This is a genomic window from Aminivibrio sp., from assembly GCF_016756745.1.
GTDB lineage: Bacteria > Synergistota > Synergistia > Synergistales > Aminobacteriaceae > Aminivibrio.
Map to the genome: position 1 here is coordinate 38,007 of NZ_JAESIH010000061.1, position 20,967 is coordinate 58,973.

Here is a 20,967-nt window from a genome sequence, read left to right on the forward strand (position 1 = left end):
GTGGCTGGAAGAAACTTCCTCTGCCGGGAAAAGCTGCGGATTTGAGGTGGTTTCAGGGTGAGGCATCCCCCTGGGGAAAAGGGGTATAATACAGATGGTCCCTTAAATCCGCAGGCGGCGGGGAGCGTCGCCGGTGCTCCCCGCCGCCTGCGGATTTAGGATTCCTGCGCCCCTTTGACAAAAGATCAATATGCCGAAACACAGCGGAAGAGGAGGATATGCATGAGAAGACTGGTCCTGGTGTTCATGGCGCTGTTTTTTCTCGCGGGGGGAACCGGACTCTCCGAAGGAGCTCCGGCGGACGAGTTCTCTGTCCTTTCGTTCTCCCCTTCGGGGACGGTCAAGGGGAGACCCCCCGTCAAGATCGTGTTTTCCCAGCCGGCGGTCCCGAAAAACCTGATCGGCAAGACCCTCCCGGCGGACCGGCATCCAGTGGTTTTTTCCCCTTCCATTCGGGGAGAAGGGAAATGGACCGATGCCAAAACCTTCGTCTTCACTCCCCTGGCAAACCTTCCTTCCGCCACGCTCTTCCGGGCCACCCTCAGGGATGATCTCAGGGACACGTCGGGACGCAGGCTCGTCGGCAGGCAGAGCTGGGAATTCTCCACAGAATCCCTCAAGCTTTTACGGGTCCAGCAGGTGGACTTCACCGAAAACGGCAACGCCGTTCTCGAACTGACCTTCAACCTTCCCGTATCGCCCTTCAGGCTCCGGGGATACCTTGTTCTGGTCAACGACAAAAATCAGGCTGTGGAGTATTTTTTCTCCGGCAACGCCCCGTCATCCCGCATCCAGGTCTTCACCGGCCCCTTCAGCGAGCGGAAACTCCACGTGATCCTGGCCGCCGGAATGACCAGCGATGCCGGCCCCCTCGGAATAGAGAAGGATGTCCGGCAGGAAGTCATGGTCACCCGGAAGATGGAAATACGGGGAGCCTACGCTTCCAGCAACTATCCCGAACAGAGCGGCATCACCATCAACACCTCCATCGGTGCGGACATGGCCTCGGCGGCCCGGTTCGTGGAGCTTTCCCCGAAGGTCCCCTTCACAGTGGAACCGGAATACAACGGCTTCACCATCCTGGGAGACTTCAAGCCCAGACAGCGCTTCGAAGTGACCCTGAAAAAGGGGCTTCCTTCCAGGGACGGCCCGAAACTCGAAGCCGACTACACGAAGGCGGTCATCTTCCCCGACATGTACCCGGTGCTTCTCTTCCCCGCCGCCGGCACCTTTCTCTCTCCCGCCGGCGACCTGAGAGTCCCCATAGAAACGGTGAATATCGAGGAAATCAGCCTGAGCCTCTGGAGGGTGTACGAGAACAACATCCCCCTGGCCATGACCATGCAGGGGTATTCCGTTCCCCGGGACCTCACGAGGAGAATCGTCACGAAGAATGCCCGGCCTGAAGGAGCGCTGAACACGCCCGTCCGCAGGGCCATCGACCTGAGGGAGCTCGCCGGTGAATCCAAGGGTGTCTTCCTTCTCACAGCTTCAGACGTCTCCGGCGAATACTGGGGCGAGGCAGAACAGCTCGTGGCCGTGACCGACCTCGGCATCACGGCGAGGGTCGCCTCGGCGGGAATCACCGTCTGGGTGAACACCATTCTCGGAATGAAGCCCGTGGACAATGCTTCCGTCAAGGTGTATTCAAAGAGCAACCAGCTGATCGCCTCCGGGTCCACCGACGGTGTCGGCATCTGGTCCTGGAGCGGGAAGGACCCCTGGGATCCCCAGCTCGTCCCCGCCATCGTCACCGTGGAAAAGGGGGACGACCTCTCCTTCCTGAAGCTGGATACCAACCTCCTCGCCGACGGTGGGTTCGACACCGGCGGCCGGTCCTGGAGCACCGGGTACGACGCCATGGTATTCACTCCGAGAGGAGTCTTCCGGCCCGGAGAACGGGTGGATTTTTCAACCATCGTCCGGGATGCCCGCAGGATGCCTCCCGACCCCTTCCCCGTACTCTACGTGGTACGCTCGTCCCTCGGGCGGGAAGTCGCCCGGGGAACGGCTCTGCTTTCCCCCGAGGGAATGGCCTCCTTCCATGCGGCCCTGGCCCCGGGATCGCCCACAGGGAACTATAGCGCGGAAGTGTCCCTTCCCGGCGACGAAAAGAACCCCCTCGGCCGCACATCGTTTTTCGTGGAAGATTTCGTCGCTCCCCGCCTCGAGGTGAAGGCAGCGTCCGAAACGAAATACCTTCTCCCGGGAGAGACAGCGGGCGTGGAAATCGTATCCTCCTATCTCTTCGGCGCATCGGCGGCGGCCCTTCCTTTCGAAGCGGAAGTCCGGGCCTCGTCCGCACCCTTCCGGCCAGAAGGATGGGAAGCCTTCTCCTTCGGCGACACGGAGAAGAAGTTCGAACCCTTCGCCGAGTTCGTCGGTAACGGAACCCTCGACGAGACGGGAAAGGGAAGGGTGTCCTTCGAGGCTCCGGAAGGCTGGTCGCCTCCGGCCTCGGTGAACCTCCTCTTCCTCCTGAGGGTCATGGAGGAAAGCGGCCGGTGGGTCTCCACCTCCCTTTCCATTCCCTTCCACCCCTACCCTGTCTACCTCGGCATCGAAAAACCTTCCGGAGACGCAGTTCCCGGCAAGGAGACATCCGTCAGGTTGGCGGCGGTAACCCCGGAGGGAGCCCCCGCCAACCTCGAGAGAGTGGTGGGAACCCTCTTCCTCGTGCAGCGCCATTACAACCTGGTGAGGATGGACAACCAGACCAGGATGCAGGTCCAGACAGAACTTATCCCCCAGTCGAAAGGAACGGTCGTCCTGAAGGATGGTATAGGCATCTTCTCCTTCACCCCGAAAAGCTGGGGAGAGTACGTGGTCCATTTTTCGGACGAGACCTCCGGAAGCACGGCTTCCACCCGGATGTACGCCTGGGCTCCCTACGGAACGGCTGAGACGGCGGGCTCTTCCCTTATCGACAGGGTCCTCATCAGGACCGACAAGGAAAAGTACGCTCCCGGTGAAACGGCCTCCGTCTCCTTCCGGAGCCCCTTCGCAGGCAACCTCCTCGTGACGGTGGACACCGACAGGGAGCTTTTCCGGAAGGTCATCCCCTTCGACAAGGGGGAGATCACCCTTGACATCCCCCTGTCAGACGAGATGATACCCAACGCTTACATCACCGCGTGGGTCATCCGGCCCGTCAAGGAGGGCGAAACGTGGGGCAGCCACAGGGCACTGGGAACCCTCCCCGTTCCCGTGGAGCGGCCGGAGAAAAAGCTCTCCGTCTTTCTTCAGGCTCCGGACCGCGTCCTTCCTGGCGAAAAGGTGAAGGTCACCGGAACTCTGGAGGACGGGGCCGGCATCCCGAGAAAAGGCGAAGTCTCCCTGTTCTTCGTGGACGAGGGTATCCTCTCCCTCACCGGCTTCGCCACCCCCGATCCCTGGAAACACTTCATGGCCAAGCGGGCTCTCGGCCTTTCGGTCCATGACATGTACGACCTGCTCCTTCCCCTGGAATCCAGGGAAACGCCTCTCCTGAAGCCCGGCGGAGGCGCGGGGGAAGATGCCGTGGCCGCCCTCAGGGCCGGTCTGTCGCCCCTTTCAGCCCGGTCGTTCCTGCTCCTGTCCGTTTTCGCCGGTAACATCACCACCGACGACCGGGGCGCTTTCGAAGCGGAGCTTGATCTGCCCGAGTTCAGCGGCAAGGGCCGGCTCATGGCCGTGGCCGCATCCGGAGACGCTTTCGGCATGGCGGAGACCCGCATCGTCATGGCGCGGGAGATCACCGCGGAACTGTCCCTGCCGAGAGCAGTCTCGCCCGGCGACAACTTCTTCGCGCCCCTGAAGATCTTTTCAGGGGCTTCCGGAGAACGGAGAGCCACGGTGAAGATCGCCGCGGAAGGTCCTCTCTCCGTCAACGGCAAAAGGGAGTTCATCGCCGATCTGAAAAAGGACGGGGATGAAGCCCTCTTCACCGCCCGGTTCACCGCGGGGCCCGAGGCGGGAATGGCCTCTCTCTCGGTGGTCACCGAGTGGGAGGGAGGCACCTTCACCCAGGAGCTCGATCTCCCCGTACGCCCCGCTTTCCCGAGGATCGCCCTTTCCGGGTCGGGAGTCGTCATGGGAGGCGAGAGCGGAGAGATCGCCATCCCCAGGGCATGGTTCAGCGGAACGGAGGAAGGGCGCCTGGTCCTTTCCGACCTCCCGGAGCTGGATCTCCTGGGCCCCTCCGTATTCCTCATGACCTATCCCTACGGATGCCTGGAACAGACCGTTTCCGGTGCATGGCCCCTTCTCGTCCTACCGGAACTGGCCGCCGACATCGATCCCGCCCTGGTGAACAGGGACGAACTTGACGCCGCCCTGGCTCTCAGAATACGGCAGATCGGCGCCATGCAGCTCTACCACGGCGCCTTCGCCTCATGGCCGGGAAGCTCCTCGGCCTACCCATGGGGATCCGTCTACACTGCCCACTTCCTCGTGGAGGCGCAAAAGAGCGGAATTCCGGTCCCTGAAGACCTTGTCGGCGGGGCCCTCTCCTACGTCAGGGCCCTTCTGCCCCTGATGCCGGACGATGAAAGCGAATGGCGAATGAGGGAAAACATGACGCTGAAGGCCTATGCTTCCTATGTCCTTGCCCTTGCGGGAGAACCTCCCCTTGGGTGGATGGCCCACATCAGCGAACACAAAAACCTGCTCAGGGAATCGGGGACGGTGTTCCTCGCCGGCGCCTACGCTCTCTCGTCGAAAACATCCGAACCTTTGAAGGATCTGGGAACTTCGGCACCCTCCCTCCGGGAGGGGGACATCTCCACCCTGGAATCGGTCTCCAGGACCGATGCCCTGAAACTGCTCATGTGGACGGAGGTGGATCCCCTGTCCGCCCCCGCGGCCGAACTTGCCGGAAAGCTCATCAGCGAGGCGAGAAAAAAAGCGTGGGGCACCACCCAGGACAACGCCATGAGCGTCCTCGCCCTGGGGCGGTGGATCGAGCGGACGAAGGAAGCCGGGAAACCCTTCACGGCGGTCCTCAGGGATCAGTCGGGAGCCCGGGTCGCCTCTTTCTCCGACGGGAAGAGGATGTCCCTCCTCCTGAATGATCTCCCCGAAGGACCGCTCTCCCTCGAACTGACGGGAGATGGAACCGCCTATTACGCCTGGGCCGCCGCCGGAGTGCCGGAAAAGGCTCCGGTTCCCGGCTCGCGGGGAGTCACTGTGAGCCGGACATGGACTGACAGGAAAGGAACCCCCCTTCCCAAGGGAACCCCGGTGGAGCGGGGCGACAGCATCGAGGTCACCCTTACCATCACCCCGTCGGCTCCCCTGAGGGATCTTGTGGTCATCGACATGCTCCCGGGAGGGATGGAGATAGAGAACCTGCGCCTTTCCGGAGGAGCGGAACTGCCGCCGTCCCCGAACAGGACCTACGGTGTCAGGGCGGAGATGCGGGACGACCGGATGCTTCTCTTCATCGACTATCTGGACAAGCCCCTCCAGTACAGGTACCTCGTCAGAGCCGTCAGCAGGGGGACCTTCACCCTTCCGCCCCTGGCTGCGGAGGGAATGTACGCTCCCGACACCGGTGCAGTGACCGCCGCCGGTACGGTGGAAATCCGCTGACGCCATGAGAGGCTCCTTCCGCCTCCTCCTTCGGGCCATCGTACTGACGGTGGTTCTGGCGGGAGGAGCCTTTTTCTTCCTGGCATCCCTTCCCTATTCGGAGGACACAATAACCCGGTGGCCGACCTCGCCCGTGCTGCTCGATGGAAAGGGCGGAGTCTTCGCCGTTTTTCTCTCCGGGGATTCGGAATGGTCCATCCCTGTTCCCCTCGACACCATGGGGAAATGGCTGCCCCTCGTGGCCGTGGAGGTGGAGGACCGCCGCTTCCGGGAACACAGCGGAATAGACTGGACCGCCCTGCTCCGGGCTACCATTCAGAATGCCCGGGCCCGCCGGGTGGTCTCCGGCGCTTCCACCATCACCAGCCAGCTCGTGCGCCTTTCAGAACCCCGGCAGAGGACCGTGAAAACGAAAATTCTCGAGTTCACCGCCGCGGTGAAGACAGAACGGCATTTTTCCAAGGACCGCATTCTCGAACTGTACCTGAACCGGGCTCCCTTCGGCGGCAACATCCGAGGGGTGGAGGCGGCGGCCAGGATCTATTTTTCCAAATCCGCCGCGGAAGTCTCCCTCGCCGAGGCCGCCCTGCTCGTGGGCATGCTCAGGGGCCCCTCAGTCTACAGGCCGGATCGCAATCCGGAAGCGGCCATCGGACGCAGGAACGCTATCCTCACTTCCCTTGCCGACAGGGGGGTGATCACTCAGGACCAGCTCACCCACGCCCTGGCGGAAAAGCTGCTTCCGTCGAAAGGGAATCTCCCGGCGAAGGCGTGGCATTTTGCCCTTGCCGCCCTGGGGGATAGGAAGGAGGGCGGAACGATCCGGACCACCCTGGATTCTTCGGTGCAGGCCCTCCTGGAGAGAACCCTCGCCTCCGCCCTTTCTTCCATGCCGCCTGAAGTGACCGCGGCCGGCATCATCATGGACAACGACACGGGGGACATCCTTGCCTACTTGGGAAACGGAAGGCTTGGGAGCGGTCTGCCGGGAAGCTGGGTCGACTGCGCCGGGAGCCCCAGGTCCCCGGGATCGGCCCTGAAACCCTTCGCTTATCTCGCCGCCTTCGACCGGGGTATTCTCACCCCGTCAAGCCTCCTGGCGGACACTCCCCTCGCCTTCTCCGGCCAGGCCCCGAGAAATTTCGACCTGACCTACCGGGGCCCCGTCACGGCACGGACCGCCCTGGCCGATTCACTCAACGTCCCCGCTGTGAGGGTGCTCCGGGCGGCGGGGCCTGAACTGGTGCTCGACCTGCTGCGGAACGCCGGTTTCCGCTCCCTGGTCCACCCCACCGGCCATTACGGAGACTCCCTCATCCTCGGCGGGTGCGAAGTCACTCTCCTCCAGATGGCGGAGGCCTATGGTGTCCTCGCCACCCTCGGCATACGCCGGCAGCCCCGCTTTCTGGCCGGAGAAGGTCTCCCCGAGAGAAGAATCCTTCCGGAGGCAGCTCCCTTTCTCGTGGCAGACATCCTGAAGGACACTGGGCGGCTGCTCCCCGTCCACGGCAGGCGAATAGAGAGCCGGAGGGACTGGTTCGCCTTCAAGACGGGCACATCCTACGGGTACCGGGATGCCTGGACGGCGGCCTACAATCCCCGGCACACGGTGGTGGTCTGGATGGGCGACCCGTCGGGGGGATCCCACCCTGAACTCGTGGGGCTCTCCGCCGCGGCGCCGGCCATCGTCGAGATTCTCAGGGCCCTTCCCGCAACAGATTGGTACGAACCGCCCCCCGGAGTGGAATCCCGCACCGTCTGCACCCTGTCCGGGGCCCCTCCGTCTCCCGTTTGCCCCTCAACCCGGACTGAATACGCCATTGCCGGCATTTCGTCCACCACACCGTGCACCCTGCACGTAATCCGGAACGGCTCACCGGCGGAGCGCTGGCCGGCGGAACTCGAGGAGTTTGCTCTTCGCCGCTCGCTGGAATTCGAAACGGGAAGGACCGTATCCATCGTCTCCCCTCTTCCGGGGTCCCGCTATTTCCTCACTCCCCTCGGAGGGGAGCAGAAAACGGCTTTGAAGGCAGAGGGAGCTGTCCCGCCGGTGTACTGGTTCGTGGGAGGCACCTTCGCAGGCAGGCAGGAAGGAAGCATCCCCCTGTTCTGGAGGCTCAGAAAGGGGCGCCACACCGTATCCCTGGTGGATTCCCGGGGCAGAACGGCATCCTCGTGGGTAATTGTCGAGGCCATTGAAAAAGGGCCGGAGCAGCGCCCCGGCCCTTCACCCCTTCTTCTTACACCCGTGGATTGAACCGGGATTCCCTCGCCAGAGCTTCCAGCAGCTCCCGCTCCCTGTCCGTCAGCTTCTCCGGGATAACGATCTCCACCCTGACGAGAAGGTCGCCCGGAAGGGCGCCTTTCCTCCTCGGAAGCCCTTTCCCCTTGATACGGAGCTTTTTCCCGGCCTGAGTACCGCCGGGAAGCTTCACGATGACAGAACCTGAGGGCGTCTCCACGGGAAGGCTCGCCCCGAGGGCCGCCTCCCAGGGGGACACCTTCAGGGTGGTGGAGATGTTGTACCCCTCCACGGTGAACCGGGGATGGGGAGCTATCCTGATGAGAAGAAAGAGATCCCCGCCTCCGCTGCCCTGTCCCTTCAGGCGAATCCTGGATCCGTCCGTCACTCCCGCGGGAAGGTTTACTTTCATCGTTTTCCTGGCTTTCCGCAGCCTTCCGTCCGGCCCGGGCTCGGCCCTTTCGAAGGAGAGCGTCTTCGTGCCGCCCTTCAGCACTTCCTCCAGGGAAAGCTCGAGAACCATCTCCTGGTCCCCTCCTCTGCCTGCTCCGCCGCCGAAGAACATGCCCTCCATGGAGGCGGAACGGTCTCCTCCCGAAAACCCGCCGAAGATGGTGCGGAAAAAATCGCTGAAGCCGCCGGCATCCCCGCCGAAATCCATATGCACCCCGCCGCCCCATCCCGGAGGAGGAGTGAAATCCTGCCCCGAGCTCCAGTTTGCGCCCAGGGTGTCGTATTTCTTTCGCTTTTCCGGGTCCCTCAGGACCTCGTAGGCTTCGTTGATCTCCCTGTATTTCTCCCCGGAGCCGGCATCCCTGTTGACATCGGGATGGTATTCCTTCGCCAGCTTCCTGAAGGCCTTCCGTATTTCCTCCTGGGAAGCCGTCCTGCTGACGCCGAGTATTTCGTAGTAGTCCTTGTACGAGACGGCCATGTTCCCACCTGCTTTCCTAAAAAATCTAACCAATGCTGACCTTTATATTCTACCCTTTTCTGCCGTCATCTCAAACACACCGGAGGGGAATAAAGGCTTGTTTTCCGCTTCTATCTTTTATTTGCTCTGATTTTTTCCATTTTTCACTTTCACAGCATTCCGAAGGGCCTGCACATCCGCTCCTCTCGCCACAGCCACGATTTCCGCCAGGACGGAGACGGCGATCTCCTCGGGGGTCTCAGCCCCGATGGGGAGTCCCACGGGCTGGTAAATTCCGTCCAGGAATTCCGGGGAGACCCCCTGGCCGAGAAGGCGCTCCCGAACGAAGGCGATCTTCCGGCGCGACCCTATCATGCCCATGTAGGCCGCCTCCCTGCCCTCAAGGAGTTTCACCACTTCGGCATCCAGGGCATGGCCCCTGGTCACGATGACCGCATAGGTGTCCCCGTGAAACCGGGGCATCCTGCCGGGCAGTTCCTCCAGGGAACAGCAGAGGGTTTTTCCCCAGGGAATGTGTTCAGGGTTTGCGAACTCCTCCCGCTCGTCCCAGACGGTAACGGCAAACCCGGTCATGTCTCCGAGCCTGGCGACGGCCTTTCCTACGTGCCCGCCGCCGAAGATCACAAGCTCTCTCCGCCGGCCGACCACCTCGAGGTAGACCCCCATGGATCCGCCGCAGGCCGCGCCTTCGAGAGCCGCCTCCGTGGCGGTCAGGGTTTCTCTGTACATCAGGGATCCGGTGCCTTTTCTCAGGAGTTCCATGGCCTTTTCGATCACCCGGTGCTCCGTGATGCCTCCGCCGACGGTTCCTTCGATGGCCCCATCGGAAAATACGAGCATGGACGATCCGATGCTCCTTGGTGTGGAACCCGATTCCTCCACCACCATACAAAGGACCGCCGCCTGTCCTTCTTCGTAGAGACCGGCAAGACGCCTGGAAATCACGCTGTCCATTCTACTTCCTCCTTCCGGCGGCGGATGACGCCTCCGCCTGTCACCCGTCCGTCCTTATCGTACACCACGAGCCGCTGCCCGGGAGCCGGGGCGAAATGAGGCTCCGCAAACCGGACAAGGAGTTCGCCCCCTTCGCATTCCAGAACGGTGAGAGGCTGAGGCTCCCCCCTTGACCTGGTCTTCCCGAAAAGGGCCGCGCCGGGAACAAGCAGGTCCGGAAGAAGGACGTTCGTATCCTCCGCCCTGACCATCCTGCGGAAAGCCCGCTCCCTGGGACCCACAACCACCAGGTTCTTTTCGCCGTCGATTCCGAGCACGTACAGCCCTTGCCGAGAGGCGATGCCGAGTCCCTTTCTCTGCCCTACGGTGAAGTTGGACACTCCGTCGTGGGCGCCCAGGGGGACGCCGTTCTCGTCCACGATGAGCCCGGGCCGGAAGGACCGGTCACCTATTATGTGCCGGTAGTCGCCCTCACCGGCGAAACAAATCTCCATGCTTTCCTTTTTTTCCGCCACGGCAATCTTCGCCTCCCGGGCAAGCTCCCTGACCTCTTCCTTGCTCCTGTCCCCAAGGGGGAGGAAAAGTTTCGGAAGTCGTTTCCTCCTGATTCCGTAGAGGAAGTAACTCTGGTCTTTCGATACATACGCTCCCCTGGCGAGGGCCCATCCCTCCCCGGAACGGAGAACCCTGGCGTAATGGCCCGTGGCGAGAGAGACGGGACCGAAGGCGTCTTCCACGGCATCCCAGAGGCGTCCGAACTTCAGGACGGCGTTGCAGTCGGCGCAGGGGTTGGGGGTTTCGCCCGCCAGATAGCTTTCCACGAAGGGGGAGATGACCGATTCCCGAAATTCATCCTCAAGGTCGGCCACGTAGTGGGGAATGGAAAGGGAAAGGGCCACCGCGGCGGCGTCGCGGCCACAGCAAGACCGGGAGGACGGGCCGTCCTGACCTGGTATTCTCATGGTAAGCCCCACCACGTGCCATCCCTCCCTTTTCAGGAGCCACGCCGTGACGGAGCTGTCCACGCCGCCGCTCATCAAAACCACCACCGACCGGGGGCCGAAGGACGGCGAAGGGGATGAAAAGCCTGTTGAAGGGCGTATGTTCATTTTTTCCTCCGGGATTGATTGGATTGAATTCCTTTCTCGTGTAGTATAGGGAAAAGCGGGAAACCCTACAAGGGAAACTCTCCGCCCCCTCGCAGGGGAAGGGCATCGGAACCGGGCCCATTCCTGGAGGACGGGCATCGAATTCGGGAGGAGAAAAACCATGAACACTTCTGTAGAACAGAGAACGGAGCGCCTGACGGCCCTTCTGCGGGAACTGGGGAAAGCCGCCGTCGCTTTTTCGGGAGGGGCTGACAGCACGCTCCTCGCCGCCGCCGCAGCAAAGGTCCTGGGGAACAATGCCGTGGCGGTCACTGCCGCCTCGCCCACCCTTCCCGCATGGGAGCTGAAGGACGCCGAGCGGTTCGCAGCCCGTCTCGGCATACGGCACGTGGTGCTGCCCATCTCGGAACTGGAGCGCCCCGAGTTTGTCCGAAACGACGGCGAACGATGCTACCACTGCAAGAAATACCGTTTCGAGCTGCTCTGCCGCTGGGCCGGTGAACAGGACATTTTCTGGGTGATCGAGGGATCGAATACCGACGACCTGCGGGATTACCGGCCCGGGATGAGGGCTGTGGACGAAATCGACAGGGTGAGAAGTCCTCTTCTTGAGGCGGGATTTTCCAAGGCGGACATACGAGAACTTTCCAGGGAATGGGGCCTTCCGTCCTGGGAGAAACCCGCAGCGGCATGCCTTGCGAGCAGGATAGCCTACGGTACCCCCATCACCGCGGAAAATCTCCGCCAGGTCGAACAGGCTGAGGAAATCGTCCGGTCCTGCTGCCCCCCAAATGTCCAGGTGAGGGTACGCCATCACGGTGCCCTCGCCAGGATAGAGGCTGCGCCTCAGGTCCTTCACCTGCTCGCCGAACCGAAAAGGGCGGCCCGGATTGCCGCATCCCTCGCCGCCCTCGGATTTGCCTGGGTTACCCTGGATCTCGCCGGCTACCGCATGGGCAGCATGAACGAGCTACTTGCAGATCGCCGAAACCGTTCCGGGAGTGACCCACTGGCCGTTGAGGTAGATTTCAAGGCTGCACGTTCCGATATTGAAGAAACACAGGGACGCTGACGTCTTTCCTTCCCCCTCGAGCTTCCTGAAGAGAGGGTATTTCCGAACCCGGTCGAGCTGCCTCACGCCTGTCTCTTTGGCGGCTTCCTCCGCGTCCGTCCCGTCGTAATGTTCCTCTCCGAGCCAGAGCCGGAGCCCTTCCGTGTCCAGGTGCTCCGGGTTGCGGCTTGCCTTGACGGCACAGCAGTCCGCATGGGCAAGCACCACCACGTTTTTCACTCCCAGGTGCAGCAGAGCATAGTCGAGGGCGGCCGCCACGGACGGTTCATCTGTCCTGGCAAGATTGCCCACGTTCCTGAGAACGAAGAGCTCCCCTGGCCGGGCGTCGAAAATATCCTCCGGAATTATTCTGCTGTCGGAGCACGTGATGACGAGAGAATGGGGAGCCTGCCCGGAGCAGAGGGCGCGGTACGCGTTTCTGTCGGCCCGCGCCCGGAACCGACTGTATCCCTGAAGAAGAGTGTCCATAAAGATAACAGCGACCTTTCTCGAAATAAAGTTGTATCCCTTACCTGGGTTCTGGATGAAACAGGAGGGAGGCGGAGTTGATGCAGTACCGCATCCCCGTGGGAGGCGGCCCGTCGCTGAAAAGGTGCCCCAGGTGGGCGTCGCAGCGGGCACACAGGACTTCGGTACGGATCATGCCGTAGGAAAAGTCCCTTTTTTCCGTTATGGGGGCGTGTTCCAGGGCGGCGGTAAAACTGGGCCAGCCCGAACCGGAATCGAATTTGTCCCTGGAGGAAAAGAGCTCCGCGCCGCAGCAGACACAGGCGTAAATACCCTTTTCATGAAAGTCCAAGTATTTCCCGGAAAAAGGAGGTTCCGTCCCTTTCAGCCGGGTGACCTGGAACTGTTCGGGGGTGAGGAGAGCCTTCCATTCTTCCTCGGACTTCTCCACCCTGTCGGGGACGGCCGCAGGACATGCCCGAACCGGGACCAGCAGGGAAACCCCCGCCAGGATGAGCAGGACGGCGGTCATGCTCCCTCTCCTACAACGCCCGGACATAGTCCATGAATTCCCGGATGCCCTTCCCATTGGTCCAGGAAATGTTGAATCTCTGCCTGACCTCCAGGCTCTTCTCTCCCCTCGCGAGGACCTGGCAGCTGAAGTCGTTGTCCGAAAAGATGAGGTCGAATTTGAAATGGGTTTCGAACCGGTCGTCCATGGCAAGCAGCTTGTCGTCATCGGTAAAATACAGCACCAAGCCTCTCTCTTCTATGTTTTGACGGATAAAACGGGTAATGATAGCGGATACATGCTCCATTGAGAAATATCCTCCCCTCCCCGGTTACGGGAAATATATTCTTATTTTACGCCATCGATGGAAAAAGATCATGGGGCAAATGGAAAATCGGTGAAAAAGCGGTTCTTTCCCAAATCTGTCTCAAACAGCTCCGCAAAGCCCTGGAAATTCAGGGTGCTATTTTTTGATTTCGATTTATTTTGGACAGCAGTGACCTCATGTTTTATGTGGCCATGGGGGAATGACCGTCTTTTCCATAGCCGCCGGACGGCGCCCCTTCTGCCCCATTACGGATGCCTGCCGGCCCCTTTCATGACGGCCGGGCGTTTTCCCTGCGACAATGATATTGGCAAGGCTCCCCACGATGAGCAGGTTCCCTGCGAAAGTGCGTGACACCGCAAGAATATACCCGGCCTCCGAAATGTCCCGGACCAGGGGCAGGAGAAGCATGACCGCGGACACGTTGGACACCGGGTTTGACAGGACGGTGGTCAGCCCGTAGAGCCGGGAGGGAGCCACGAGATCCCGATGAAGGGAGGTGAAGAGAAAAAGGAGTACCACCGTCCCGAGGACGGGTTCTTCCCTTCGCCGTCTGCCATGCGTTGAAGGGCCGTTCCGGCTCCTCCTTCACCGCCCTGGGAAGAAGAAATTTTCCCCGGAAGAGCACGAGGACGATGCCCTGGAGAAAGAGCAGCGAAAGGGCGGTCGGCAAGGGCGGCAAAGACCAGGTATCCCCCGAAGGGAAGACCGAGGTACTGGCCGATGAGCATGTCCTGGGGATTGCCGATGAGCGTCAGCGCCGAGCCGATGTTCGCGGAGCAGGCCAAGAAAGGTCGCCGGCCTGCTCCGGGACTCCGGCTTCGCGGCATTGAATTGAAGTGAAAAGTCTGTCATTAACAGCCTTGACAGCCCTCAAGAAAGAAGGTACCATCTCCTCCAATATTCAGACAGGCATATCGCCGGAAAGGAGGATACATAATGAGAGCTTCACGGTCTTCCCTTGTTCTGCTCCTCGTACTTATCATTATTGGCGGTCCCCCTTCCGGTGGGTTCGGCACCTGAGCCGTACACCAGACACCGGAACCGGGGACCGCTTTCAAAGGGGTCCCCGGTTTTTTGTGGCTTGTTTTCGGCCTGTCATTATCTTTTTTATTTCGGAAGGGAGATGCAGAAAATGGAAAAGAAACACACCGGCATGATGGAAACTGGCATGAGGGAAACGGAAGGACAGTGCGAGTTTTACCGTCGGGACGACCGGCACCTCAACGGCATGTTTTCAGTCAGTTGGAGGGGCCCTTTTGAAGGCTTTTCCGCAGTGAGGAAGGTGGAGGCTCCCGAACCAGCCTCCTTTTCGCCGTCTGAAATTCGGTGGAGAGGCCCCTTTGAAGGCCTCCGCTAGAGGAAATAAGGGGAGACCTCGCCACATGCGGGTCTCCCCTGTATTTCTACTGTCCCGCGTCCGGATGCCGGAAGCAGGAAACGAGATGGTCGTTTACAAGCCCTGTGGCCTGCATATAGGCATATGCTATGACGGGACCGAAGAACACGAACCCCTCCCGCTTCATGGTTTTGCTGATGTTCTCCGCCAAGGGAGTGACGGCCGGAATTTCCTCAAGGCTTTTCCACCGGTTGACCACCGGCTCTCCGTCCACGAATCCCCAAAGAAAGGATGAAAGGGACCCCTTGGCCTCCCGAAGGCGGAGATACGCCCTGGCATTTTTCACAGCTCCCTCGATCTTTCTCCTGTTCCGGATAATCCCGGAATCCTTAAGCAGGGCATCTATCTTTCCCTCGTCGTACCGGGCGATTTTTTCCGGGGCGAAGCCGTCGAAAGCCCGCCGGTACTCCTCCCGTCTCCTGAGGATGGTTATCCAGGAGAGCCCCGCCTGGGCTCCCTCAAGAAGAAGGAATTCGAAGAGCTTCCCGTCGTCGCGGACAGGCGTCCCCCACTCCTCGTCATGGTAGGCCACGTAGAGGGGATCGGAACCCGGCCAGGGACACCGGGCGAGCGTACCGTCCGCCATGGCTCAGGCGTGGTGATGGGCGTGGCGGTCCACCAGTTCGTCGTGGCTCTCCTCTTCCCATACGGGAAGGCCCCTGTTCCTCCTGTAGTTGTTTATGGCGGCGTGGATGGCCTCCTCGGCGAGAACGGAGCAGTGCATCTTCACAGGCGGAAGTCCGTCAAGAGCCTCGGCCACCGCCTTGTTGGTGAGATTCCATGCCTCCTCCACCGTTTTGCCCTTCACAAGTTCCGTGGCCATGCTCGACGAGGCTATGGCCGAGGCGCAGCCGAAGGTCTTGAACTTGATGTCAGTAATGACGTCGTTCTCCACCCGCAGGTAGATCTTCATGATGTCGCCGCACTTGGGGTTCCCCGCCTGCCCGACTCCGTCAGGGTTCTCTATCTCTCCCACGTTCCTGGGATTCTGAAAATGGTCCAGCACCTTTTCGCTGTACATGAAATCACCTTCCTCCTTCTCTGCTCTTAAGGTAGTCCTCCCAGAGGGGAGACATTTCCCTTCGATGCTTCACGATCCCGGGAAGGGTCGAGAGGACATACCGTATATCTTCTTCCGTGGTTTCCTCGCCGAGGGTGAGGCGGAGGGAACCGTGGGCCTGTTCATGGGACAGGCCGATGGCCATGAGCACGTGGGAGGGATCCAGGGATCCCGAGGAACAGGCGCTGCCGGTGGACCCGTAGATTCCCGCCCCGTCCAGGTCGAGGATAAGGGTCTCCCCTTCAATGCCGATGAAGCTGAAGTTGGCGTTGTTGGGAAGCCGCTCTCCGGAGGGCGCCCCGTTCAGTTTCGCGTGGGGGATGCTCTTCATGACGCCTTCCACGAGCATGTCCCTCAGCCTGCCGATCCGTGCCGATGCTGTTTCCATCCTGCCCGCCGTCATCTCGATGGCGGCGCCCAGGCCTACGATCCCGGGCACGTTCTCCGTGGTGGCCCGCCGTCCTCTTTCCTGTCCCCCGCCGTGCATGAAGGTGTCAATCCTGACACCCTTCCGTATATAGAGGGCCCCGACGCCCTTGGGTCCGTAGAATTTATGGGCCGAAAGGGACAGAAGATCGATGTTCATGGCCTTCACGTCGATGGGCACATGGGCCACTGCCTGAACCGCATCCGTATGGAACGAAATCCCCTTTTCCCTGCAGAAGGCACCGATCTCCGCTACCGGCTGCATGGTTCCGATCTCGTTGTTGGCGAACATCACCGACACAAGAACGGTTTTGTCCGTCACGGCCTTCTTCAGGTCGTCAAGGCTGATGCGCCCTTCGGCATCCACGCCGAGAAAGGTCACGTCAAAGCCGTTTTCCTGGAGGAACTGGGCCGTGTGGAGCACGGCATGGTGCTCAATCTTTGTAGTGATCACATGGTTGCCCTTTGAACGGTTTCTCCACGCCACGCCTTTCAGGGCCCAATTGTCCGACTCGGTTCCCCCGCTGGTAAAATAAATCTCTTCCTTCGAGGCTCCAAGAACATCCGCTACTTTCTGCCGGGCGGCTTCGATAGCCTTCCTGTTCCTTTCGGAAAAGGAATAGATGGACGAAGGGTTACCGAAGGATTCGGTAAAATAGGGTGCCATGGCGGAAACCACTTCGGGCGCTGTAAAGGTTGTTGCGGCATAATCGAGATAAACCTGCCTTGACATTCCGGGTTGCTCCTTTCTTCGGCTTCAGCCGTTCGCTACACCGGGGGCGTCGTCTTCCCCGCTCCCGCGTTTTTTTACGAGATCAAAAAGGGTGGTGTCTTCCAGAATTCCGTCGATGCTGTCCTTGAGCCTGCTCCAGAGATCGTGGGTTGCGCAGGACCCTTTGTTTCTGCATCCTACCGCGCTGAGACAGTCCGCAAAGGTGATGTCACCCTCGAGGGCCTCCACCACCGAGGCTACAGTTATCTCCGTGGGATGCCTCCGGAGCACGTATCCTCCCTGGGCTCCCCGGACGCTTGCAATGATGTCCTTGCGCCGCAGCTTGATGAAAAGCTGTTCAAGGTATTTCTCCGAAACCTGCTGTTCCTTCGCGATTTCACCCACGGGGACAGCCCGGTCCCCGTCGTACCGTTCGGCCATGTATAAAAGGGCCCTGAGGCCGTACCTCGTCTTGGTGGAGAGTTTCATTTCCTATCACATCCCCTGCCTGTATCTTCCGGAGAGAATATACTATATCCTACTATTTTTGTCAACTTTATATGGCCCGCCTAAATCCGCTCATTTTTCAGGCAGAGGGAGCGTCGCCGGGCATACGGTGAATTCGCCCTCCCCAGGGGCGAAGAGATCTCGCTCCGCGCTCCTTGCGGAGAGGCCCCTGGGGGAGGGCGCCTGAGGTGAGTGAAACCGACACGGATGTCGGTTTCACAGGCAGGCAGCCGGCGAACGCAGGGAGCCGCGGAACTCGCTTGGGCAGTTGTCAAAGGCGACAATCTGCACCCCCCGCCCAAGCGAGTCCCGGCGACGCTCCCGCTGAGGTGCTGATTTAAGAAAAGAGCCTGCCGGGGAAATCCGGCAGGCTCTTTTCTTTTTGTGAACGCCTTAGGAAAGGGCCCGGGTGGTCTTTCCGCCTCCGTGGGCTCCGCCGAGATAGGCCGCCTTGATGTCGGCGTTGACAAGAAGCTCCTCCGACAAACCTTCATGGACCATGCGCCCCGTCTGCAGGACATATCCCCTGTGGGAAAGAAGAAGGGCCTGCCGGGCGTTCTGCTCCACCAGGAGGATGGTGACCCCTTCGTTGTTGATCCTCCGCAGTTCCTTGAATATGTCCCTGATGATGATAGGGGCCAGTCCGAGAGACGGTTCGTCAAGAAGCAGAACCTTCGGCCTGGCCATAAGGGCCCTGCCTATGGCCAGCATCTGCTGCTCTCCTCCGGACAGGGTGCCGGCGTACTGGCCGATCCGCTCCTTCAGCCTCGGGAAGAGGGAAAAAACCCATTCCAGATCTTCCTCGACCTTTGTATCGCTTCCTCTCGGGAACGCCCCCATCCGAAGATTTTCTAGGACGGTGAGGGGGGCAAAGACCTTCCGCCCCTCTGGGCTCAGGGAAACACCCTGCTGGACGACCCTGTAGCTCTTTGCCTCGAGGGGAACGCCGCCGAGGAGCACTTCCCCCTTCTCCCGGCGCACCATGGCCATGATGGCGTTCATGAGGGTCGACTTTCCCGCGCCGTTCGAACCGATAACGCTGACGATCTCACCCTCGAAAACCTTCAGGGACACCCCCGAAAGGGCCTTGATCGCCCCGTAGCTGACATGCAGATCCTTCACTTCGAGGAGGACGTTTCTTTCCTCAGTCCCGGTCATTCGTCTTCCTCCTCTCCGAGATAGGCCTTGAGCACTTCGCTGTGGTTCTGAATCTCCCCGGGGGGGCCCTCGGCGATTTTCGCCCCGAAGTTCATGCAGATGATGTGCGGGCAGATTTCCATCACGAGGTCCATGTGATGTTCGATGACGAGGATGGTCAGTCCGAAATCCCTGTGAATGTCCTGTATCAGAATATTCAGGGAGGCCACTTCCTCGGCGTTCATTCCTGCCGCAGGTTCGTCAAGCAGAAGAAGCTCCGGGTCAAGGGCAAGGGCCCTGGCGATCTCGAGCCTCCGCTGGTAGCCGTAGGGGAGGGTCCCCGCCGCCTGCTCGGCCCTGTCGGCCAGCCCCACCCGCTCCAGGAGGGTCATGCTTTTTTTCCGGATCTCCCGCTCCTTTGCCCGCCACCTGCCGAGGTGAGTGATCCCCTCCACGAAGGTATAGGGCACGTGGTGCTGGGCCGCGGTCATCACGTTCTCGAGGACCGTGGAGCGCTGGAAGAGCCGGAGGTTCTGGAATGTCCGGGCCACTCCCCGTGCCGTGACCTGGTAGGTCTTCAGCGGAACGAGGTTTTCTCCCTTGAAGAAAATGCTCCCTTCGTCCGGGTCATAGACGCCGGTGATCAAGTTGAACACCGTGGTCTTTCCCGCTCCGTTGGGGCCCATGAGGCCTGCGAGCTCCCCCTTCTCTAGGGAGAAGGTCATTTTGCTCACCGCCTGCACGCCGCCGAAGTTCTTGGTTACGCCGGAAAGTTCGAAGAATGAGCTCATCAGGCACGCCTCCGGAAGGGCGCCTTCACCCAGGAGAGGAACTCACGGTTACCCATGATTCCCTCGGGCCGAAGGACCATGATAATGACGAGAACCGCTCCGTAGATAAGCATGCGGTACTGGGAAATGGGACGGAAAAGTTCCGTCACCAAGGTAATCACCGCTGTCCCCAGGAGTGATCCGCTCATGGACCCCAGTCCGCCGAAGACCACCACGGCGGTGAGCTCCGTGGACTTGAGCATGTCGAACATGACGGGCTGGATGAAGGAGAGGAATCCTCCGAGGAGGGCTCCGGCCACGCCGCAGTAGAAAGCGGAGATCATGAGACTGAGCACCCGTATCCGTGCTGTGTTAAAGCCGAGCAGGGACGAGGCGATGTAATCGTCCCTGCAAGCCTTGCAGGCCCTGCCGAAACGGCTGTTGATCAGGTTGAACATGAAAACCGCCAGCACCAGGAAAAAGGCGAGGGCCACGGGAAAGGTGGTGTAGGGATCGATCCCGGGGTATCCCCGGGCGCCTCTGGTTACGGACTGCCAGTTCTCGAGGATGAGGCGGATGGCTTCGCCGAGGCCGATGGAGGCGATGGCGTAATAGTCCCCCATGAGCTTCAGGGTGGGAACGCCTATGAAGTAAGCGACGGCCACGGCGACCACCCCTCCCAGGAGGATGGCGGGCAGCCAGTGGACGTCGTGCTGCACCGTCAGGATGGCGGTCGTGTAAGCTCCGAGGGCCATATAGGCGGCGTGCCCCAGGGAAAAGATCCCCGTGAAGCCGGTGAGAAGCGATACACCCATGGCTGCGATGGCGTTGATGCAGAGGAGGATGATAATACCTTCAGTATATCCGGACATAGGGGGCGTCACCTACACTTTCTCGCTGACGCTCTTCCCGAAAAGCCCTGTGGGCTTCACGAGCAGGGTGATCACCAGCATGGAGAAAACGACCAGGTCCCTCATCTGGCTCGAAATGAACCCGGCGGTGAGCATCTCGGCAAGTCCCAGGATCAGGCTGCCCACCACGGCTCCGGGCAGGGACCCCAGCCCCCCGATCACCGCGGCGACGAAGGCCTTGATGGTGATGGCCCCGAGCTGGGGATAGAGGGTATAGCGCACGGAAAGGAAAATGCCCCCGACAGCCGCAAGGGCTCCGGCAACAAAAAAGACGATGGAGATCAGCAGATTCACGTTCACTCCCATGAGCCCGGCGGTCCGCAGGTCATAGGCCGCCGCACGGATGGCGAGGCCCCACCTGGTTTTCGACAGGAAGAGCTGCAGGGCGCCGAGGAAAACAACTGCGGACACAAGGGAGAGGAGGTCAAAGGCACTGGTGGTTGCCATTCCCATGAGGTTGACCGGAGTCGTGGGAATGACCGGAGGAAGAGCCCGGAAGCGGCCTCCCGCCACGATGACGAAAATGTTTTCGATGACGATACTCATGCCCAAGGAGGCAATGAGAAGGTACAGCGTGACATTGGTCCGTTCACGGATGGGACGGTAGGCGAGCCGTTCGGTGAGAACGGCGGCAAGACCTGCACCCGCAAGGGCAAGGGCCCCGGACACCCAGATTCCCGTTCCGAAAGTGTGGAGCACGCCGTAGCAAATGTAGCCTCCGATAACGAGAAAACCGCCGTGAGCGAAATTGGAAAATAAAAGGATGGAATACACGAGAGAATAGCCAACGGCGATGAGTGCGTAGACCGACCCAAGGGAAAGGCCGTTGATGATCTGCTGGATCAGCGTCGCCAAAGACGGATCACCCCTTTCACGTATT

19 protein-coding genes are annotated in these 20,967 nt (G+C 60.7%); 3 read left to right on the forward strand and 16 right to left on the reverse strand.

All coding sequences use genetic code 11. The annotated features are described in order from the left end of the window. The first annotated feature begins 222 nt into the window (after positions 1–222). On the forward strand, positions 223–5,571 hold the full coding sequence (locus JMJ95_RS10430) for an Ig-like domain-containing alpha-2-macroglobulin family protein (protein ID WP_290685103.1): 5,349 nt from the start codon (positions 223–225) through the stop codon (positions 5,569–5,571). A 4-nt stretch (positions 5,572–5,575) separates the two neighbouring features. Continuing rightward, on the forward strand, positions 5,576–7,828 hold the full coding sequence (gene pbpC, locus JMJ95_RS10435; RefSeq protein ID WP_290685105.1) for a penicillin-binding protein 1C: 2,253 nt from the start codon (positions 5,576–5,578) through the stop codon (positions 7,826–7,828). On the opposite strand, the gene JMJ95_RS10440 is transcribed toward pbpC, so the two are convergent. From JMJ95_RS10440 to mnmA, 3 genes are all read right to left on the reverse strand, one after another. After that, complete coding sequence (locus tag JMJ95_RS10440) at positions 7,812–8,747, reverse strand: DnaJ C-terminal domain-containing protein (RefSeq protein WP_290685107.1); 936 nt, start codon at positions 8,745–8,747, stop codon at positions 7,812–7,814. The two genes, pbpC and JMJ95_RS10440, sit on opposite strands and share 17 nt — an antisense overlap. Before the next feature lie 117 nt (positions 8,748–8,864). Beyond that, positions 8,865–9,701 carry an XdhC family protein gene (locus JMJ95_RS10445; RefSeq protein WP_290685108.1) on the reverse strand — a complete coding sequence of 279 codons (837 nt, stop codon included), beginning with the start codon at positions 9,699–9,701 and terminating at the stop codon, positions 8,865–8,867. Then, the gene (mnmA, locus tag JMJ95_RS10450) at positions 9,689–10,810 is read right to left on the reverse strand and encodes a tRNA 2-thiouridine(34) synthase MnmA (RefSeq protein ID WP_290685109.1); all 1,122 of its coding nucleotides are present in this window, start codon (positions 10,808–10,810) and stop codon (positions 9,689–9,691) included. The genes JMJ95_RS10445 and mnmA overlap by 13 nt, the downstream gene beginning before the upstream one ends. A 160-nt stretch (positions 10,811–10,970) precedes the next feature. Here mnmA and larE point away from each other — a divergent pair, with 160 nt between their 5' ends. After that, on the forward strand, positions 10,971–11,882 hold the full coding sequence (larE, locus tag JMJ95_RS10455; protein WP_290685111.1) for an ATP-dependent sacrificial sulfur transferase LarE: 912 nt from the start codon (positions 10,971–10,973) through the stop codon (positions 11,880–11,882). On the opposite strand, the gene JMJ95_RS10460 is transcribed toward larE, so the two are convergent. The 13 genes from JMJ95_RS10460 to JMJ95_RS10520 form a co-directional block, all read right to left on the reverse strand. Next, positions 11,781–12,350, reverse strand: coding sequence for a carbonic anhydrase (locus tag JMJ95_RS10460; RefSeq protein WP_290685112.1), 570 nt, complete (start codon positions 12,348–12,350; stop codon positions 11,781–11,783). The two genes, larE and JMJ95_RS10460, sit on opposite strands and share 102 nt — an antisense overlap. A 40-nt stretch (positions 12,351–12,390) precedes the next feature. After that, on the reverse strand, positions 12,391–12,861 hold the full coding sequence (gene msrB / locus JMJ95_RS10465) for a peptide-methionine (R)-S-oxide reductase MsrB (protein WP_290685113.1): 471 nt from the start codon (positions 12,859–12,861) through the stop codon (positions 12,391–12,393). 10 nt (positions 12,862–12,871) lie between these two features. Continuing rightward, positions 12,872–13,147, reverse strand: coding sequence for a hypothetical protein (locus JMJ95_RS10470; RefSeq protein ID WP_290685114.1), 276 nt, complete (start codon positions 13,145–13,147; stop codon positions 12,872–12,874). Positions 13,148–13,342: 195 nt separating this feature from the next. Beyond that, a complete protein-coding gene (locus JMJ95_RS10475) occupies positions 13,343–13,645 on the reverse strand; it encodes a hypothetical protein (RefSeq protein ID WP_290685116.1) in 303 nt (100 codons plus the stop codon). Next, positions 13,618–13,953 (reverse strand): hypothetical protein, encoded by a 336-nt coding sequence (locus JMJ95_RS10480; RefSeq protein ID WP_290685118.1) that lies wholly within the window; start codon positions 13,951–13,953, stop codon positions 13,618–13,620. The genes JMJ95_RS10475 and JMJ95_RS10480 overlap by 28 nt, the downstream gene beginning before the upstream one ends. Before the next feature lie 618 nt (positions 13,954–14,571). Beyond that, positions 14,572–15,150: a DNA-3-methyladenine glycosylase I gene (locus JMJ95_RS10485; RefSeq protein ID WP_290685119.1), complete on the reverse strand. Its 579-nt coding sequence runs from the start codon at positions 15,148–15,150 to the stop codon at positions 14,572–14,574. 3 nt (positions 15,151–15,153) lie between these two features. Next, entirely contained in the window at positions 15,154–15,585 is a 432-nt protein-coding gene (gene nifU, locus JMJ95_RS10490) for a Fe-S cluster assembly scaffold protein NifU (protein WP_290685120.1), read from the reverse strand. A 4-nt stretch (positions 15,586–15,589) separates the two neighbouring features. Further along, the gene (gene nifS / locus JMJ95_RS10495; protein ID WP_290685122.1) at positions 15,590–16,783 is read right to left on the reverse strand and encodes a cysteine desulfurase NifS; all 1,194 of its coding nucleotides are present in this window, start codon (positions 16,781–16,783) and stop codon (positions 15,590–15,592) included. A 24-nt stretch (positions 16,784–16,807) separates the two neighbouring features. Further along, on the reverse strand, positions 16,808–17,251 hold the full coding sequence (locus tag JMJ95_RS10500; RefSeq protein ID WP_290685124.1) for an Rrf2 family transcriptional regulator: 444 nt from the start codon (positions 17,249–17,251) through the stop codon (positions 16,808–16,810). A gap of 411 nt (positions 17,252–17,662) precedes the next feature. Further along, a complete protein-coding gene (locus tag JMJ95_RS10505; protein ID WP_290685126.1) occupies positions 17,663–18,427 on the reverse strand; it encodes an ABC transporter ATP-binding protein in 765 nt (254 codons plus the stop codon). Next, positions 18,424–19,197 (reverse strand): ABC transporter ATP-binding protein, encoded by a 774-nt coding sequence (locus JMJ95_RS10510; RefSeq protein ID WP_290685128.1) that lies wholly within the window; start codon positions 19,195–19,197, stop codon positions 18,424–18,426. The genes JMJ95_RS10505 and JMJ95_RS10510 overlap by 4 nt, the downstream gene beginning before the upstream one ends. After that, a complete protein-coding gene (locus JMJ95_RS10515; protein WP_290685130.1) occupies positions 19,197–20,048 on the reverse strand; it encodes a branched-chain amino acid ABC transporter permease in 852 nt (283 codons plus the stop codon). The genes JMJ95_RS10510 and JMJ95_RS10515 overlap by 1 nt, the downstream gene beginning before the upstream one ends. 12 nt (positions 20,049–20,060) lie before the next feature. After that, complete coding sequence (locus JMJ95_RS10520; RefSeq protein WP_290685132.1) at positions 20,061–20,942, reverse strand: branched-chain amino acid ABC transporter permease; 882 nt, start codon at positions 20,940–20,942, stop codon at positions 20,061–20,063. Positions 20,943–20,967: the final 25 nt, after the last annotated feature.